Source organism: Mycobacterium sp. 852002-53434_SCH5985345 (genome assembly GCF_001667155.1).
GTDB lineage: Bacteria > Actinomycetota > Actinomycetes > Mycobacteriales > Mycobacteriaceae > Mycobacterium.
The window spans coordinates 1-17,235 of sequence record NZ_LZIE01000046.1; the positions used below are offsets into that span (position 1 = coordinate 1).

Consider the following 17,235-nt stretch of genomic DNA (forward strand, 5'->3'; position numbering starts at 1 on the left):
CTCCCCCGCCCGCCCCCCCCCGCGGCGCCCCGCCCCCCCGCCGCCCCGGCGCCGCCCCCCGCCCCCCCCCCCCGCCCCCCCCCCCCCCCCCCCCCCCCCCCCCCCGCCCGCGGCGGGGGCCCGGCGGGGGCGCCCCCCCCCCCCCCCACGCCCAATGTGCGGCTGGCCGCACGCTCGACGGGGAGCGGGGCTCGCGGGGGCGTGGGCAGCGCTCAGGCCACCCCGGGGTCGGACGTCTGCTCGGGCGCGGCCTGGACGTCGTCGATCCTGTACTGGCGGGCGGCCGCGACCGGCACCGAGGGGTCGATTTCGCCGTCGCGCGCCAACGCCTCCAGCACGGCGACCACCTGCGACTCGGCGTCGGTGTTGAAGTAGCGGCGCGCGGCGGGCCGGGTGTCCGAGAAACCGAAGCCGTCGGTGCCCAGGGTGACGAAGGTGCCGGGCACCCATGGCCGGATCTGCTCGGGCACGGCGCGCATCCAGTCCGACACCGCGATCACGGGGCCGCCGGCGCTCGACAGCGCCTGGGTCACGTAGGCGGTCCCGGCCGGCCGGTCCGGGTGACGCAGCTTTGCCTTTTCGACGGCCACGCCATCGCGGTTGAGCTCGCCCCAGCTGGTCACCGACCAGACGTCGGCGGCGACGTCCCACTCGGCCGCCAACATCTCGGCCGCCTGCAGTGCCGACGGCATCGCCACCCCGGAGGCCAGGATCTGGGCCGTGTTCGCGCGCTGCTCGGTCGCGGCGCGGTAGCGGTAGATGCCCCGCAGCACGCCCTCGGGATCGAAGTTCTCCGGCTCCGGCGGCTGCACGTACGGCTCGTTGTAGATGGTGATGTAGAAGTACACGTCCTCGGGGTTGTCCCCGAACATCCGCGCCAGCCCGCTTTCCACGATGTAGGCGATCTCGTAGGCGAACGCCGGGTCGTAGGCGACCACCGCCGAGTTGGTGCTGGCCAGCAGCAGCGAGTGGCCGTCGGCGTGCTGCAGGCCCTCGCCGGTCAGCGTGGTGCGCCCCGCGGTGGCCCCGAGCAGGAAGCCGCGGGTCATCTGGTCGGCGGCGGCCCACAACCCGTCGCCGGTGCGCTGGAACCCGAACATCGAATAGAAGATGTAGATCGGGATCATCGGCTCGTTGTGCGTCGCATACGACGTGCCCGCCGCGATGAACGAGCCCACCGAGCCCGCCTCGTTGATGCCCTCGTGCAGGATCTGCCCGACTTCGCTTTCCTTGTAGGCCAGCATCAGTTCGGCGTCGACGGCGGTGTACAGCTGGCCGAGGCGGTTGTAGATCTTCAGCGACGGGAACCACGAGTCCATGCCGAACGTGCGCGCCTCGTCGGGAATGATCGGCACGATTCGCGGGCCAACCTCCTTGTCCCGCAACACTTCCTTGAAGGTGCGCACGGTCGCCATGGTGGTGGCGACCTCCTGGGTGCCCGAGCCCTTCTTCAGCGCGGAGTAGATCTCGCGGCCGGGCAGCTTGAGCGCCTTGGCCTTGGTGCGGCGCTCGGGCAGGAAGCCGCCGAGGGTGCGGCGACGGTCGAGCATGTAGCGGATCTCCGGAGCGTCCGGGCCGGGGTGATAGTAGGGCGGCAGGTAGGGGTCCTCGTCCAGCTGCGCGTCGCTGATCGGTATTCGCATGGAGTCCCGGAACCACTTAAGGTCTGCCAGCGCAAGCTTTTTCATCTGGTGCGTGGCGTTGCGGCCCTGGAAGTGCGCACCCAGCGAGTAGCCCTTGATGGTCTTGGCCAGGATCACCGTCGGCTGGCCCTTGTGATCGACGGCGGCGCGGTAGGCGGCGTACACCTTGCGGTAGTCGTGACCGCCGCGCTTGAGATTCCAGATCTCGGAATCGGTCATGTTCTCGACGAGCGCCTTGGTGCGCGGGTCGCGGCCGAAGAAGTGGTCGCGCACGTAGGCGCCGTCGTTGGCCTTGTACGTCTGGTAGTCGCCGTCCGGGGTGGTGTTCATCAGGTTCACCAGCGCGCCGTCGCGGTCGGCGTGCAGCAGGGCGTCCCACTCGCGTCCCCAGACCACCTTGATGACGTTCCAGCCCGCCCCGCGGAAGAACGACTCCAGTTCCTGGATGATCTTGCCGTTCCCGCGCACCGGGCCGTCGAGGCGCTGCAGGTTGCAGTTGATGACGAACGTCAGGTTGTCCAGGCCCTCGAGCGCCCCGACGTGCGCCAGCCCGCGGCTCTCCGGCTCGTCCATCTCGCCGTCGCCCAAGAAGCACCACACGTGCTGGTCGGAGGTGTCCTTGATGCCCCGGTCATGCAGGTAGTGGTTGAACCGCGCCTGGTAGATGGCGTTGAGCGGGCCCAGGCCCATGGACACCGTGGGGAATTCCCAGAAGTCGGGCATCAGCCGCGGGTGCGGGTAGGACGGCAGCCCGCCGCCGGCATGGCTGTGTTCCTGGCGGAAGCCGTCGAGCCGATCCTCGCTGAGCCGGCCTTCGAGGAAGGCGCGCGCATAAATCCCCGGGGACGCGTGGCCCTGGATGAAAATCTGGTCGCCGCCGCCGGGATGCGATTTGCCGCGGAAGAAGTGGTTGAAGCCGACCTCGTACAGCGCGGCCGACGACGCGTAGGTCGAAATGTGGCCGCCGACGCCGACTCCCGGGCGCTGGGCGCGGTGCACCATGATGGCGGCGTTCCACCTGATCCACGCCCGGAAGCGCCGTTCGACGTCCTCGTCGCCGGGGAACCAGGGCTCCAGTTCCGTCGGGATCGTGTTGACGTAATCGGTTGACGTGAGCGACGGGATGGCGACGCGCTGCTCGCCGGCCCGTTCCAGCAGCCGCAGCATCAGGTACCGCGCCCGCGCCGGCCCGGAGCGCTCCAGCAGTTCGTCGAACGACTCCAGCCACTCCGAGGTCTCTTCGGGGTCGATGTCGGGCAGGTACGACGCCACGCCTTCCCGGATCACCCGAACGCGGTCGGGTTCGCTTGCGCTGCTAGGGGTTTTGGCCAGATCGTGGCGTGCGAACTCGGTTGTCAACGCACTGCTCCTGTAGTTGGCGGGGCTTGTGCCCTCGGGGTGCTGTGCACCGTCTCCCTCTATCGTGCCGCACCGGCGTCGGCCGGGGCCAGCCGACGTCGGATAGGTGGCGCGGGTTCACCCGGGGGACACGAACTCGCGCGTAGCGGGACGATCGGCAAAGCCAACCGGTAACGTCAGGAGCCGTGCTCATCGGATGGCGTGCCGTCCTTGCGGGGGGCTTTCCCAGGCGAGGCGCTCTGGCGCTCGGGTGTATTGCGGCGACGCTGATGGGGATCGTGGGGTGTACCACCGTCACCAACGGCACGGCCGCACCCGACACCCAGGTGGCCCCGGCCTATCGGCAGTCGGTGTCCGCGTCGGTGTCCGCGTCGTCGGCGACGTCGCGGGTCCGCGAGTCGCAGCGGCAGCAGTCGCTGACCACCCGGGCGGTGCGCACCTCGTGCGACACGCTGGCCACTACGAGCAAGGACGCGATCGACAAGGTGAACGTCTTCGTCGGCGCGTTCAACGCGGGCCGCGGCACCGGTCCCACGGAGGGCCCGGCCATCGACGCGCTGAACAACAGCGCCGACACGGTGAGCAACAGCTTCAACGATGCGCTGTCCCAGCAGCTGAAGGACGCGTTCAACTCGTATATCGACGCGGCACGCGGGGTGGCCAACGCGATCGGCACCCACGCGGCGACGGGGGAATTCAACCGGCGGGTGGACCGGCTCAACGACGCCAAGACGAAGGCACTCAAACTTTGCCTGGCGTCCTTCTGAGGTGCCTCGTGAGGCGCGAGTGTCGACGCGGTTGCGGCTGTGCGACGATAATCCCCATCGCACGGCGCTGGACGGATTAAGGAGGCTCCACGGTGGTCGCGGCGGATAACGCCTCGAGCTACGCTCGCAAACTGGGCATCCAACGAGACCAAGTTGTCCAGGAATGGGGCTGGGACGAGGACGCCGACGACGAAATCCGCGCTGACGTCGAGGAAGCGTGCGGCGCCGAGTTGCTCGACGAGGACACCGACGAGGTGGTCGACGTCGTCCTGCTGTGGTGGCGCGACGGGGACGGCGACCTGGTGGACACCCTGATGGACGCGATCGGCCCGCTGGCCGAGGACGGCGTGATCTGGGTGCTGACCCCCAAGACCGGCAAGCCCGGCCACGTGCTGCCCGCCGAGATCGCCGAGGCCGCCCCCACCGCCGGCCTGATGCCGACCTCCTCGGTCAACCTGGGCGACTGGAGCGCCAGCCGGCTGGTGCAGCCGAAGTCCCGAGCCGGGAAGCGTTGATGCTGCCCGTCGGCGCCACCGCCCCGGACTTCACACTGCGCGACCAGAACCAACAGCGTGTCAGCCTGAGCGCCTACCGCGGCGCCAAGAACGTGCTGTTGGTGTTCTTCCCGCTGGCCTTCACCGGCATCTGCCAGGGCGAGCTGGATCAGCTGCGCGATCACCTGCCGGACTTCGAGAACGACGACAGCGCGGCACTGGCCATCTCGGTGGGACCGCCGCCCACGCACCGGATCTGGTCGCTGGAGAGCGGATTCACGTTCCCGGTGCTGTCGGATTTCTGGCCGCACGGCGAGGTCAGCCAGGCTTACGGCGTATTCAACGACGAGGCCGGCTACCCCAACCGCGGCACCTTCGTCATCGACCGCTCCGGCGTGATCCGGTTCGCGGAGATGAAACAACCCGGCGAATCCCGCAACCAGCGGCTCTGGACCGACGCGCTGGCTGCTTTGCAGGGCTGAGAGTTTTGGGTACTCGGGCGTGGTGCGTGTAGCCTGCCTCGGGCACGGGCGCGTAGCTCAGTGGTAGAGCTCTGGTTTTACACACCAGCGGTCGGCGGTTCGATACCGTCCGCGCCCACTACCCAAAACACCTGCTAGAGGCTGGGTTCCGTCCTCGCGGTGCGGTCTTGCCGGAACCCCCGCTGGGCCACAAATGGGCCAACAGGGTCGCGTCAGCCGGGCCGACTCTTCGGGTGAGCACGCGCGATACTGAATCTCGTGGAAGCAAAACGGTATGTGGGCAAGTGGTGGTTGCCGGGTAACACGGCGCAGGCCGTCGGAGGAGTTCTTGAGGTGGATTCTCAATCGTCTCGACTGCGCCTGGAGCTGACCGATCAGCTTCTTCCGGAGGGCCGTGCAGCAGAGCCGACCATGTTGATCCACGGCGCGGCGGCAGGTCGTCACATCACACTCATTGAGTCCATGCCCGCCAATGGCGGGCGGACGACCATAGCGCAGGTGATTAGCACCACCCAGGTTGTTCGACCGCGAGTTGCGTTGATTGGCGTTCACCTCGACGACCCCAACCAGCCAGTCTTCGACGGCATGTTCGCGAGTTTGACCGGCCTGACCGCATGGGCTGACCGCACCGGGCTGGCTTTTGAACAGTGGATCGGAAACGTCCAGAACAACGACCGATGGCGGCTGACGGTCCGATGGACTGATCCGCTGGAAGCTGATTTAGACGATCCCCCGGAGAAGTTGGAACTGCATTGGAACCTGTCGTCGAAGGGGCCAAGGGCCACCCAGTCGGAGCGCGTTTACCAGACAACAGAACGAGTGGTCCTCAAGGTGGAAGCAAAGTCATCGCGGCGATGGAACGGATTCCTGGGCCGGAGCCGCGCCGTGCAGGATCTTCTAACCGTTGCTACTCAATCGCCCTCGCGCCCTATGGAATACAAGTTGTTGATCAACACCGACAGCCCGATACCGACGCCCTATGAAGTGGATCTATTTTTTCAGGGGATCCAGCTATCTGTTGATGACGACGACGAGGGACCCGACCTCTTGTTTACGCTGGCCGATTTCGACTTCGCCACGGTCATGCGTGACTGGCTACGGCTGCGTGAGTCCATCGGGTTGCCGCTTGACGTCCTCCTCGGCCTGGATTACGAGCGCGGTGGCTACTACCAAAATCGGCTATTCAACGCCGCATCAGCGGCGGAAGGCTTCCACACCGCTTTGTTTCCCGATTCAACGGGACTTCCTCCGGACGACCACGCATCCGTCGTGCGACAGGTGACGAGCGCCTTGTTCTACTTCCTCAAAAAGGACAAGGAATGGGCGCTGAGCCGGATCAAAGATAATCGGCCTGGGTTGAAGGACCGGTTGGTTGAACTCGTGACTAGGGCGGATGCCGGGGCGGTCGAGAGTTTGCTCACCGACGTTGAGACCTGGGCAAGGTGGTTGAAGAACGCACGAAACGCTATCGGACACTTGAATACCGGCGAGCTAGAGAAAAAGGTGCCGCTCGAAGACGCGCGTTTTCGGCTTGAGTATGTCACGCGAGCCTTGCTCCATTTGGTAATCCTGGCTGAACTCGGGCTGACCGCCGAGAGGCAGCGTCAAATTGTGAACGAACACTGGGACTATTCCGCTGAGCGGTTTGGTGAGGCCGTCAAGGCCTCGCAATCTCAGCAGTGATTCAACCTCGAACCGGCGCGGCGATCGAGTCTCCGCTGCTCCGTGACCGGCCAAGCAGCGCATCACCCGCTGAGGCCAGCGCGTCGTCGTAGACGTGGCCGTATACGCGCAGCGTGATGGCCGGGTCGTGGCCCAGCCACTTGGCCGTCGCCGATGGCGTGGTGCCGCCGTCGAGCAGCATTGTGGCGGCGGTGTGCCGGACGTCATGCAGCCGGATCAGCGGCACCCCCGCCGCCGCGCAGTGGGCGGCGAACGCCTTGGAGTACGTCTCGGGCCGGATGGGGGAGCCGTCGGCGTTGACGGCGACCAGGCCGGTGTCGGGCCAGCCGCCGCCGAGGGCCAGGTGCTCCTCTGCCTGGCGCGTCTTGAACGCTCGCAGCGCGGCCAGCACGTCGGGCGGCATCGGCAGCGTCCGCGCTGAGCGGGTGGACTTCGGCGCGCCGGTCACGGTGCCGCCGCCGACGACCACCCGGCCCTGGGACACGGTGATGGTTCCGGCGTCGTGGTCCACGTCGGCCCACCGCAGGCCCAGCACCTCCGAGCGCCGGAGCCCGGCCAGCGTCAGCAGCCAGCACGCCGCCAGACGGTCACTATTTATATGCACGCGGAATCGCACCGCCTCCTCCGGCGACCATGTGGCCATTTCGGCGGCGGTGATCTTGGGCCGCTTGACCAGCCGGGCGACGTTGCGGGCGACGAGGCCCTGGGCCATCGCGTCATCGAGCGCCGACGACAGCACCACCAGCATCGTGACGATCGTGCGCGCGCTGACGCCACCGGCCACCTTCGGGCGCTCGGGATCGGCTGACCGAGCGGCGGCGTAGCGTCCGCGCGCGGGCCGGATCACCTCACCGGCGACCATCAACCGGGCTAGCGCCTTGTCCCCGGCGTTGCCGAACTCGGCGTACAGCTCGCCGTAGCTGACATCCTCGGGGCGCGCCCGCAGCCAGGCCAGCACCTCGGCTGACCGACGACCGCGCTTGTCGCGCTGGGCGACCGGCTGGCCCGCCATCCGCAGCGTCACCAGGGCGTCGAGGTCGGCGGTTCGCAAGTGCTGCAAGGGGATAGCGCCCAGGTGCTCGATCACCGGCTTGAGGGCGAAGCGGTAACCGGCCAACGTCACCGGGCGCACATCGCGGCGTCCGTCCAGCCACTCGGCCAGGAACACCCCGACGGTCGTCTTGTCGCGCCTGACGAAGGTGCCCGCCGCCACCTCGGTGCTGATCCGGCGGTACTCGCGGCGCGCCTCGGCCAGCGTGCTGTAGGTGAACCATTGCCTCTCGCGGCTGCCGTCGGGCCGGGTGCCGACATCAACGCGGAACCGATAGCTGACCGCGCCGTTGCGGGCGATGTGCTTGGTAATCGGCTCGGCCCGGCGGGTGCGCTTGAGCTGTGCGTCGGTGCTCATCTGTCGGTCTCCTCGGTGTCGACGGTGATGGTGCTCCAGTCGCGGCGCAGAAACCCGCGCTTCTTGGCCTCGGCTATCCAGCGATCCAGGGTGGGCCGGGCCACCACGAAGTAGTCGGCCACGTAATCTCTTGGCGGAACCCCGATCTCGCGCGCCCAATTCAGCAGCGCGGCGACCTGGCGGTAATGCTCGTCGCCGAGGTTGCGGCGTCGGCGGCCTGGTGGGAGGTCGGGTCGGGCCGAGCCGGTCGGGTCGAACAGGTCACCAACGTCGGTCACACCGTGCTCGGTCATGGAGATGAACTGAGCCGCCGCCTTGGCCAGTCGGCGCACCGGCACGTTGCGCACGGCAGCGGGGTCGATATCCCCACCCTCGTCGGCGCAGACCATCCGTAGCTCGGTCAGGCGCGGCGCCCCCACGCTGCGGTCGATGCGGACCTGATAACGGAAATCGTGTCCGTACAGGGCAATTTCGATCAACCCGTTGTCGCTGCCGCGCCTGCCGCTCAGACGCCGAATTTCGCTGGCGATCACGTCGCCAACGATGGGCGTGAAAGCGGGGTTATCACTAGTCACAAAAAGATGATAGCCACAAAGATAGCTAACTGCCTAGACGGTTATCACTATTCACGCCAATCTAGACACATGGCTCAACTAACCGACACCAAAGACAACACCCCGTCTCTGGACCGCCTGCGCGAGGGTCCGCCAACGGTCAGCATCGACACCGCTGCCGAATACCTCGGCGTCTCGCGCGGATTCGCCTACAGGATGGTCAAGAGCGGCCATCTGCCGGTGATCCGGCTTAGCACCACGCGGATGCGTGTGCCCACCGCCAAGCTGCTGCGGCTGCTGGAGGGTGGTGGCGCGGCGTGAGCGCCTCGGCACAGCCCTTCATCACGCCACACCAGCAGGCTTGCGCCGCTTGTCCGCGTATGGAGGCTCCTCTGCTTGTCCGCGTATGGAGGCTCTTCTGCCCGGGACGGTCGCTGTGTGTGGGGTTCGATTCCCTACCCGGGTGCTGACAGCCGAAAACCTCGGCTGACAAAGGGAACGGGGCAGGTGGCTGTAGCCACCGAACCCCGACATCGAAAGGGTACCAACATCATGCTCAATCTGATCGCCGAGACCAACGGCACGCGCGCCGCCTACCAGGTCATGAATGAGGACTGCACGATCGACGACATGCACGACGACAACGTGATCACTCTGCCCGTCATCGCTTGGGATAAGGAGGGCTTCGCGCTCGTCGCCGACGCCGAGCTCGGCAGGCTCGTCCGTGCCGGGGACGCGATTGTGCACGAGGACGGTGTGACCAAGCCTTGCACGTTTGTCGGGTTCGAGAGACATTCCTCTGCCACTGGCCCCCTGGCCTGGTAGCGCGGTGATACCGGCCACCGGCACCTGCTGGCCTCGCGGGTGCCGGTGGTACCGGCATCGAAATCGCCACCGGGAGTAGCCCTCCCCACTTCGGGCAACTGCCGGCGACGCACCGGGCGTCTGCACCATGCCCGTCTAGCCTCCGATCTACCCGCATCACCCGAGAGGATCACCATGACAGTCGGCTCTCCGGCGCCCAGCGCCTCGGTCGAGTCCGCCGTGGCCGCGCCCATGATCGGTGTCGAGCCGCAGACGCTAAAGCTGTGGCGGCGCAAAGGCATCGGCCCGCGTTACGTCAAGTTCGGCAACCGCATTCGATACCGCGTAAGCGACATCGAGGCGTGGCTGGCCGCTCACACAGTCGAGCCCAACCGGCTGCAGCTCAACGAATTGACCTGACTTAGAACGGCGAACGCCGCCCGGTACTTGGCCTCGACCGGGCGGCGTTGCCACCGAATGAACAACCCCGAGAAGGGATGAACACCACATGTCCCCGAGAAAGGACAACCCGAATCATAGCGCCGAGGGCGGCAGCCGCGCCGCCGACGCTGAGGCCGCTGTCGAGGCCAGCGCCAACGGCCACAACGGGCACGATCTGTTCAACCCCGCCGACCCGAGGGGCGATGATCCGAGCGACGACGGCAAGACCGACCTGAACGGTCGGCGGCCTGGCGACGAGGGCTACAACCTGTTCAACACCAAGCGCGCCAACGCCAAACACGCCGAGGACGCGCAGTACGGCTCAGCGCAGGCAGCCACCGTCGTGGGCGGGCTGTATGCCGCCGAGCACGGCAGGAACCGGGGCAAATTCCGCGAGGACAAGGGCGGGTACGACGCGGTGGCTGGGCTGCGCTCGGTCTCGGTGGCTGACGCCAAGGCGCTCGGGCTGATCGACCAAAGTCCCTCGATGGCCGACGTGGCACGGTGGTACAGCGAGCGCGGCCAGACGTGGGAGCCCACAGAGGCCAGCGTCACTCGGGCCGGGCTGAAGGCCGCGACCAAGGGCCTGGAACCCCGTTGCGAGATCGCGCTGACGACCATCGACGCGCTCGCCGCCGAGGGCAAGCCGTGGGCGGAGCGCGCCGTCGCGAAGGCTGCCGCCGACAACCTGGACGCGGCGGTGGCGCTGAAGAACAAGCCTTACGCGTTCACCCTGAGCGAGCTGTACCGCGACCCCGACACGACAGTGGACGATCTGATCGGGCTACCGCCGATGACCACCGAGACGCGCCTGGCCAGCCTGCGCCTGCTACGGGAATGGGCGGCGGTCGAGAACCAGCGCGCCCAGGCCGACGCCCGCAAGCGTCTGGCTGCCACCGAGGCCGCCGAGATCACGCTGCCGCCGGTCATCGGCCTGGACGCCCTGCTGGCCACGCCAGACGACCCGGTGCGGATGCGCATCGAGGGCCTGTGGCCCTCGGGCGGCGCGAAGGTGTTGTGCGCCGCTCCGGCGGGCGCGGGCAAGACCACCTTGAGCGGCAACCTGGTCCGGTCGCTGGCCGACGGGGATCCGTTCCTCGGCGCGTTCGAGGTCCGCCAGCGCGCCGAGCGCATCGTAATCATCGACAACGAGATGACCACCGAGGTGCTGAAGCGGTGGCTTCGCCGCCAGGGCATCGACAACACCGCCGCCGTGGTGGACGTGGTATGCCTGCGCGGGCAGGCGGGACTGTTCGACCTCGGCAACGACCGGCTGCGCGACATGTGGACGCGGCGGCTGGCCGACCTGGGCTGCGACTTCGTGATCTTCGACTGCCTCAGCCCGGTCATCAACGCGATGGGCGTCAAGGAGAGCAACGAGATGGGCAAGCTCCTGTACCCGCTGACCGACATGCTGACGGCGGCGGGCGTGGCCGACGCACTGGTGCACCACCACATGGGCCATGAGAAGGAGCGCGCCCGAGGTGATTCGACGGCGCTCGGGTGGTCGGACGCCAACTGGAAGATCGTGCGGGAGGCCGGCAAAGAAGACCGCTACTTCGCCGCCGACAAGGTGCGTGACGCCGACAATCCGGTGCCCGAGGGCCTTCTGTCGTGGGATCAGGCCACCGGGCGGCTCACCTACGCCGGAGGCAACCGCGCCGACACCGGGAAGAGGGAGACCGTGGAGACGCGGGTCATCGAGGTTCGGAACGTGTTGGCCGACCGCCACGCCGAGTGCCGCAAAGACGACAAGGGAATGACCACGACCGACCTGAAGAAAGCGGTCGGCGGCAACAAGAGGATCACCGACGAGGCGATCCGCCTCGCCGAGAAGCGGGGTCTGGTGACCTTTACGAGGACTGGTGTCGCCAAGCTGTACCAGATCACGCCCGAGGCGATGGACCCGCTGTTCGACGGAGGTGACCCGCCTGACGCCGATAACGGCATTGCACCGGTCATCGACCCGCGCGCGCCGGGCGCTGAGGGGCCAAGTGGGCGGTGACGCGGAAAGTGTCTCTGACTCTGACCTGGGCTTTCTATTGGCCCCTTGCCGAGGGGCCAATGGCCAATTTCTATAGGCCCCGTGGCGCAGGGCCGGCCGGGGCCGATCGGCCTGAAAACAACCTTCTACCTGCGGTTTCTATTGGCCCCCTTCGAGGGGCCGATAGGGGCCTGTCACTAATCAGCCCTCGGCCCCTCCCTATAGAAGAGGGGCCGATGGGGGCCGGAAAGGGTCAAGGACCCACAGCCCACTCGACAGCTGACACCACTAGTCGAGCGCGAAGGAGAGTTGCGGCATCCCTCTCAGCTGGCGCGGCGGCGTCTGCACCCCATCAGGACACAATCAGGACATGCCGCCGACGATGAATCGCCAAGACTCCCGAGCCCGCGCCGAGGAGGCGTTCCGGCTGCGCGCGGTCGGGCGCACCTGGTCCGAGATCGCCAATACTTTGGGCTACCGTGGCCGCCAGTCAGCCCAGGACGCCGTGCGCCGACACCTGGACCGGACCGCGCCCGAGTCACCCGAGGCCGCCCGCCGGTCGGCCAGCGAGGGCCTGCGCATCACGAAGTCCGTGTTGTTCGCCGAGATGGCGTCGGCCAGGCAGCGCGGCGACTTCCAGGGCGTGGTGTCGGCGGCGAAGGCCATCGCCGACATGATTGAGAAGGACGCCCGGCTCAACGGGCTGCACGCACCCCAGCGGACCGAAGTGGACGTGAACGTGAGCACCGACCCGCGCGCCGTCATCGACCGGCTGGAAACCGAACTGTTGGCGCTTGTCGCTCAGCGTGAACCCCGAGCCGCCATTGGCGGCAACGTGATTGAAACGGAGGTAGTGGAGTGAGCATCACCGGTGAGGACGCCATCAGGGCGGCGGCGTCGGTCGCCCGCGACGTGGCCGACGGCAAGCTGAACCCAGCGGACCTGGAAGCCCAGACCGCCGCCGAGCTACGGCAGCTGTTCGGCGCCGTGATCGGTGAGGATGACGTGGCCTGGCCGGTACAGCTCGACGTCTGCCGCCAGGTGCTTGCCCTCGGCGGTGTGCCCGCCGACGAACTGAGCGAGTGGCTGGCCGTGGCCCGCCACCGTGCGGGGCAACCCGAACAACCGGGTGTTGCCGATGCCGAACAACACGTTGTTGCCGACGCCGAACAACACGTTGTTTCCGACGCCGAACAAGACGTTGTGTCCGAGCCTGAACAACCGGCTGTTGCCGAGCCGACGCCGCCGCGACGGGCCGACCGCTACGACCCGCTGGCGGCGTGGCCGCCGAGCCGGAGCCTGCGCCGACCGCTCTAGCTGGGCCGTCTATCTGGGCTAGAGCCATACGAGGCGGTCAGCCTGGCGGCATTCGCAGTCTAATTAGGGTCGGTGGCGGATTGATAGACAGTGGTCTAAGATGACTCTAGACATCACCTAGACACCCGAGAGGACCACCGTGACCAAGGGCCAAACCGTCGGCTACGTGCGCGTCAGCACCGTCGATCAGAACACTGAGCGCCAGCTAGACGGGCTTCAAGTGGACAAGGTATTCACGGACCACGCCAGCGGCAAAGACACCAACCGCCCCGCGCTGACCGAGTGCCTGGCCTACCTCCGCGACGGCGACGAGCTGGTCGTCCACAGCATGGACCGCCTGGCCCGGTCGCTGGTCGATCTTCGCCAGACCGTCGATCGGCTCACCGCCAAGGGCGTGCGCGTCCGATTCCTTAAGGAGGGCCTGACGTTTGGCGACACCAGCGACCCATGCGCGGTGCTGATGCTGTCGGTCATGGGTGCGGTGGCCGAGTTCGAGCGCTCGCTGCTGCTCGAACGCCAGCGCGAGGGCATCGCCATCGCCAAGGACAAGGGCGTCTATAAGGGCCGGGTGCCGTCGCTGTCGGCAGACCAGGCGTTTGAAGTCGACCGGCGGATGGCCGAGGGCGAGTCCGCGTCTGCGATCGCCAGCGAGTACAAAATAAGCCGCGCAACGGTGTACAACACGCGCTGGACCGAGGCCGACATCATTGCCGTTGACGACGTGTACCGCGAGCACGGCCTGCCAGCCGACGAGAAGCACCCCACGGTGCAGACGCTCGCCGCCGACCTCGGGCGCACACCGTCGGCGGTGTACATGAGGATGGTCCAGCTTGATTACGCACATAAGGAGCCGGGCGTTTACCCCGGGGTTGTCTGGCACTGGACCAAGCTGGATCGCAAGGTGGCCGACCGGGTGCTGGCCGACCGATGATCCCGGCGCAGCTGGTCGAGCAACTGTCCACCGCCCTGGCGCGGTGGGACGGGCGCGGCCCGACCGACGACGACACGCTCCACGCGCGCAAGGAACTGGCCAGTGCCGCGATGGCGGTGCTGACGTGGGACGCGCAACAGGGAGAGGCGGAGTGGTGACCGGCATCGACGGAATCGACTGGACGGGCGATAGCGTCCGCTCAGACATCGCGGGCGACCCTGACGCCTGGCTGCTCGCGGTGGGCTTCCTGGGTGATGTCCCGGTTGTCACGGCTGAGGCGTTCCGGCGCTACGTCGAGAACTGGACGATGGGACCGGGCACCGTCATCGAGGGCGACGGCGCGCTGATCCACGACTCCTACACCGAGCGGTTCATGTTTCCCGCCGTCGGCGTGGTCGGCGGCGTGGCCGTCTACGCCATCGAAAGTTTCGGGCACTTCTCGCGCTGACCGTGTATCTGCGCCGTGTCGGTGCTCCGGCGTAGCTTGAGCGGTATGGAGCTGCTCAAGGTCGGTGACCGCGTGATCACCGTCTCGGGCTCCCCAGGCAGCGTGGTGGAAGTCAACGACACCAATGCTCGGGTGGAGTTCGATGACGGCAAGCCATCGGGCTGGTACGGGCGCGACGAACACCACTTCGACGGCGGCGTACTCAAGCTGCTCTAGCCGGGCTGCGAGCCTCCCGTCGTTCCTCGCGACTGCTGCCCGCCCATGCCCTTAGTCGCAGACCGAAGGAACTCCATCACCTGTTCTTTCTCGGACACTGCCAGCTTGCGGGTGCGGTCATACGCGAAGTCAACCTTGCTCCGGTGCCGGTAGCCGCTCTCAAGCCATGCCAAGAGCGCCGCCTTGTCTGCCGCGCCAAGCTGCTTAACGGAAGCCATCACCTCACCGAGAACCTCTGGATTGGGCGGGGTGTCGCCGACGGGCTCGTTGCAGCGAGCGCACTCCGTCTGCAAATTGTCGACGCTTGCTCCGCCGTGCCGGGCTCCCGCCGTCCTATGGCCAACAGTTAACCGGGCTGCCGTACCAGGTTCTCCTGGGTACGGCTCGCCCGCACCCACACCGCAAATCACGCAACGGTTGAGGTCCCGTTCGTAGACCTGTCGCTTGAGAGCATTGGAGATAGTCGGGCGCTTTGTCCGTTCACCCAGCCACAGCTTGTTCCCCTTTTCCTGGAGCACATACTCATCCATCGCTTGGCCGTACTGGTCCTTATAGGACGTGAACCGCCAGCCCTGTGGCTTGAGATTCCGGAGACGGCGGTTCAGATGTTCCGCTTGCTCAGGCGTGTCTTCCTCGCCGAGGGCCTCTCGCAGTTGGCGCATCGTGAACGTCCCGCCGACGTCTACGTTGAAGTACAGATACGCCGCTAGCCGTTTCTCGCCTCCAAAGGGCCTGTTGGTTCCAGGTGCGATCCGCAGCTTCCACCAGGCGATGTCGCCATAGAAGCGAGACGGCTCTGCGTCGTCTGCCATGCCGGCGAGCGTAGCCATGCAGTTGGTAGCCGTTCGACGGAGGATGCGATTCCGGCAGCGCCGCTCCGGTTACCGGGGACGGTCGGGCAGACTCATGGCGTGGCAGACCATCTGTCGCCTAAGGGCCGGTCGCGGAACATGGCCGCGATCCGATCGAAGAACACTAAACCCGAACTCGCGCTGCGTAAGGCGCTCCGCGAGGCGGGAGCGACCGGCTACCGGCTTCACCGCAAGGACATCCCGGGTCGGCCTGACCTTGTCTTTATACGTTGGCGGGTCGCCGTCTTCGTTGACGGTGTGTTCTGGCATGGCCATCCTGACCACTGGAATCCGGACAAGGCATCCTCGGACTACTGGCGCATGAAGATCGCCCGGAACATCGAGCGCGACCGCGCGGCTGACGCGGCGTTGCGCAACTTGGGCTGGCGCGTCGTGCGGATGTGGGACCAAGACGTCAAGGCCGACATCGGTGCGTGCGTCGAGCGAGTGCAGCAGGCCCTCACCGCGAGCGGCTGGGAGTCGCCGCCCCGACTCTCACGCGACTGACGGTAGTCGCTTCTTCCTCGGTGCCCTGATCGCCTTTTTGATCTGCTCGCCGACAGTCTGAGCGACCGGCGGCGGAAACGCGTTGCCGACCTGCCGGTAGGTGTTGGTCTTCCGCCCTACGAACTCCCAGTCATCGGGGAAGCCCTGGAGCCGAGCGGCCATACGGACAGTCAGCCGGGGAACGCCCGTGTAGCCCGGCTCGGGAGCTTCCTCGGCGACGGTCTTCCCGTCAACACCGAGGGCGAGCCACGCCTGCCGGGCGCGGGTCGGTCCCAAATCCGGCCCGCCGTGTTTCTTCGAGCCGCCGACAAGTGTGGGCGCGACGGTGTTCGCTCTGCGCGCCCAGTCGTCGGCACCCTCCCAGCCGTTGGCTGCCATCAGGTCTTTGAGCGCCTCTCCGACCGTCGGCGCGGGCACTTTGGACGGCTCCGGCCACTCGAACGCCCGCAGCCCCTTCCGAATGGCCACCATGATCACGCGCGGGCGCAGCTGCGGGACGCCGTAGTCCGATGCGTTGAGCAGTCGCCAGTACGGCTCATAGTCCATGCCGCGCAGGCGCTGGTTGACGTCTTCCCTGTAGTCGGCGAACACCGGATCGAGCAGGCCGCGCACATTTTCGAGCATCACGGCTTTGGGCTGGAGGAACTCGGCGAGGTCGAGCGCGCGTGGGAATAGGTCGCGTTCGTCGTCGGCGCCCAGCTGGCGTCCGGCCTTGGAGAACGGCGGGCAAGGGACGCCTCCGGCCAGGAGATCAACACCAGCAAAATCCGAGGGGTCCCAATCCTCGAACAGATCCTGCTGAATTACGTTCCATTCTGAGCGATTAGCTCGCAGTGTTGCGCACGCGTGAGGGTCGATCTCTACGACAGCGCGGTGGGTAAACCCCGCGTTATGCAACCCCAGCGCCTGACCGCCCGCGCCCGTGCATATCTCGACCGAAGTCAGCGCCACACTTGTCCCTTCCACCACCCGGCACAATATCGGCGAGGTCCGACAGGCTGACTCTAACGTCGTGCTGCCGTGCTCCGACGCAACGACGCGCCTAGCCGAATCACCGCGCGATTGCGCGTAGCTGACGGACGTCGTCCGGCGGCCCGAATCGGTCCGAAGTCGCCGGTCGCACGACCGCTCCGCACGTCACTCTGGTTTAACGTCTGCCTTCCAGGCCGCAACCGCGTCGGGGGCAGGTTACTTGCCTCGTCACGCAGCCAAACGGCGTCGGCTGTCGGTCGGCTTGACTACTGTCGGTGACAGACGTCACGAATTGTTTGCCAGGGGGAGACGTGACCGACACCACTTTGCGAGGCGGGAACCGAGTGACCGGACTTGCCCCCGAACGATCCAAT

The 17,235-nt window shown here is 66.9% G+C and carries 19 protein-coding genes, 1 tRNA gene and 1 pseudogene; 16 read left to right on the plus strand and 5 right to left on the minus strand.

The features are described 5' to 3' along the window. Window positions 1-212: 212 nt before the first annotated feature. Complete coding sequence (aceE, locus tag A5756_RS09985; protein WP_066951592.1) at window positions 213-3,002, minus strand: pyruvate dehydrogenase (acetyl-transferring), homodimeric type; 2,790 nt, start codon at window positions 3,000-3,002, stop codon at window positions 213-215. A 185-nt stretch (window positions 3,003-3,187) separates the two neighbouring features. On the opposite strand from aceE, the gene A5756_RS09990 reads away from it, so the two are divergent. From A5756_RS09990 to A5756_RS10010, 5 genes are all read left to right on the plus strand, one after another. Next, complete coding sequence (locus tag A5756_RS09990) at window positions 3,188-3,769, plus strand: hypothetical protein (protein ID WP_082948295.1); 582 nt, start codon at window positions 3,188-3,190, stop codon at window positions 3,767-3,769. A 92-nt stretch (window positions 3,770-3,861) separates the two neighbouring features. Beyond that, entirely contained in the window at window positions 3,862-4,284 is a 423-nt protein-coding gene (locus tag A5756_RS09995) for a DUF3052 domain-containing protein (RefSeq protein WP_066951594.1), read from the plus strand. Further along, window positions 4,284-4,745, plus strand: coding sequence for a peroxiredoxin (locus A5756_RS10000; protein WP_066951596.1), 462 nt, complete (start codon window positions 4,284-4,286; stop codon window positions 4,743-4,745). The genes A5756_RS09995 and A5756_RS10000 overlap by 1 nt, the downstream gene beginning before the upstream one ends. Before the next feature lie 46 nt (window positions 4,746-4,791). Continuing rightward, window positions 4,792-4,863: transfer RNA gene (locus A5756_RS10005), tRNA-Val, on the plus strand. A gap of 140 nt (window positions 4,864-5,003) precedes the next feature. Beyond that, window positions 5,004-6,428, plus strand: coding sequence for a HEPN domain-containing protein (locus tag A5756_RS10010; RefSeq protein ID WP_156659384.1), 1,425 nt, complete (start codon window positions 5,004-5,006; stop codon window positions 6,426-6,428). A gap of 1 nt (window position 6,429) precedes the next feature. On the opposite strand, the gene A5756_RS10015 is transcribed toward A5756_RS10010, so the two are convergent. Together A5756_RS10015 and A5756_RS10020 are read right to left on the minus strand one after the other, a co-directional pair. Beyond that, entirely contained in the window at window positions 6,430-7,836 is a 1,407-nt protein-coding gene (locus A5756_RS10015; protein WP_066951603.1) for a site-specific integrase, read from the minus strand. Beyond that, window positions 7,833-8,411 (minus strand): hypothetical protein, encoded by a 579-nt coding sequence (locus tag A5756_RS10020; RefSeq protein ID WP_156659387.1) that lies wholly within the window; start codon window positions 8,409-8,411, stop codon window positions 7,833-7,835. The genes A5756_RS10015 and A5756_RS10020 overlap by 4 nt, the downstream gene beginning before the upstream one ends. Window positions 8,412-8,480: 69 nt before the next feature. Between A5756_RS10020 and A5756_RS10025 the strand changes: the two genes are divergently transcribed. From A5756_RS10025 to A5756_RS25855, 10 genes and pseudogenes are all read left to right on the plus strand, one after another. Continuing rightward, the gene (locus tag A5756_RS10025; protein WP_066951609.1) at window positions 8,481-8,711 is read left to right on the plus strand and encodes a helix-turn-helix domain-containing protein; all 231 of its coding nucleotides are present in this window, start codon (window positions 8,481-8,483) and stop codon (window positions 8,709-8,711) included. A 231-nt stretch (window positions 8,712-8,942) separates the two neighbouring features. Next, a complete protein-coding gene (locus A5756_RS10030) occupies window positions 8,943-9,215 on the plus strand; it encodes a hypothetical protein (protein WP_066951612.1) in 273 nt (90 codons plus the stop codon). A 174-nt stretch (window positions 9,216-9,389) separates the two neighbouring features. Further along, the gene (locus A5756_RS10035) at window positions 9,390-9,614 is read left to right on the plus strand and encodes an AlpA family transcriptional regulator (RefSeq protein WP_066951615.1); all 225 of its coding nucleotides are present in this window, start codon (window positions 9,390-9,392) and stop codon (window positions 9,612-9,614) included. 88 nt (window positions 9,615-9,702) lie between these two features. Further along, entirely contained in the window at window positions 9,703-11,640 is a 1,938-nt protein-coding gene (locus A5756_RS10040; RefSeq protein WP_066951618.1) for an AAA family ATPase, read from the plus strand. Window positions 11,641-11,989: 349 nt separating this feature from the next. Beyond that, window positions 11,990-12,481, plus strand: a complete 492-nt coding sequence (locus A5756_RS10045; protein WP_066951621.1) for a hypothetical protein — start codon at window positions 11,990-11,992, stop codon at window positions 12,479-12,481. Further along, window positions 12,478-12,936, plus strand: coding sequence for a flagellar hook-length control protein (locus A5756_RS10050; protein ID WP_066951627.1), 459 nt, complete (start codon window positions 12,478-12,480; stop codon window positions 12,934-12,936). Before A5756_RS10045 ends, A5756_RS10050 begins: the two co-directional genes overlap by 4 nt. 139 nt (window positions 12,937-13,075) lie before the next feature. Further along, window positions 13,076-13,624, plus strand: a pseudogene (locus A5756_RS10055) (recombinase family protein); the annotation flags it as partial. 239 nt (window positions 13,625-13,863) lie between these two features. Continuing rightward, entirely contained in the window at window positions 13,864-14,025 is a 162-nt protein-coding gene (locus A5756_RS25850) for a hypothetical protein (RefSeq protein WP_156659391.1), read from the plus strand. Then, window positions 14,022-14,315: a hypothetical protein gene (locus A5756_RS10060; RefSeq protein ID WP_156659393.1), complete on the plus strand. Its 294-nt coding sequence runs from the start codon at window positions 14,022-14,024 to the stop codon at window positions 14,313-14,315. Before A5756_RS25850 ends, A5756_RS10060 begins: the two co-directional genes overlap by 4 nt. 45 nt (window positions 14,316-14,360) lie before the next feature. Beyond that, complete coding sequence (locus A5756_RS25855; RefSeq protein ID WP_156659395.1) at window positions 14,361-14,531, plus strand: hypothetical protein; 171 nt, start codon at window positions 14,361-14,363, stop codon at window positions 14,529-14,531. Here A5756_RS25855 and A5756_RS10065 read toward each other — a convergent pair. Beyond that, on the minus strand, window positions 14,528-15,343 hold the full coding sequence (locus tag A5756_RS10065) for an HNH endonuclease (protein ID WP_197505758.1): 816 nt from the start codon (window positions 15,341-15,343) through the stop codon (window positions 14,528-14,530). The genes A5756_RS25855 and A5756_RS10065 overlap by 4 nt on opposite strands. Window positions 15,344-15,442: 99 nt before the next feature. Between A5756_RS10065 and A5756_RS10070 the strand changes: the two genes are divergently transcribed. Continuing rightward, a complete protein-coding gene (locus tag A5756_RS10070; protein WP_232005339.1) occupies window positions 15,443-15,889 on the plus strand; it encodes a very short patch repair endonuclease in 447 nt (148 codons plus the stop codon). On the opposite strand, the gene A5756_RS10075 is transcribed toward A5756_RS10070, so the two are convergent. Then, entirely contained in the window at window positions 15,878-16,840 is a 963-nt protein-coding gene (locus tag A5756_RS10075; protein WP_066951633.1) for a DNA cytosine methyltransferase, read from the minus strand. The two genes, A5756_RS10070 and A5756_RS10075, sit on opposite strands and share 12 nt — an antisense overlap. Between the last annotated feature and the right edge of the window lie 395 nt (window positions 16,841-17,235).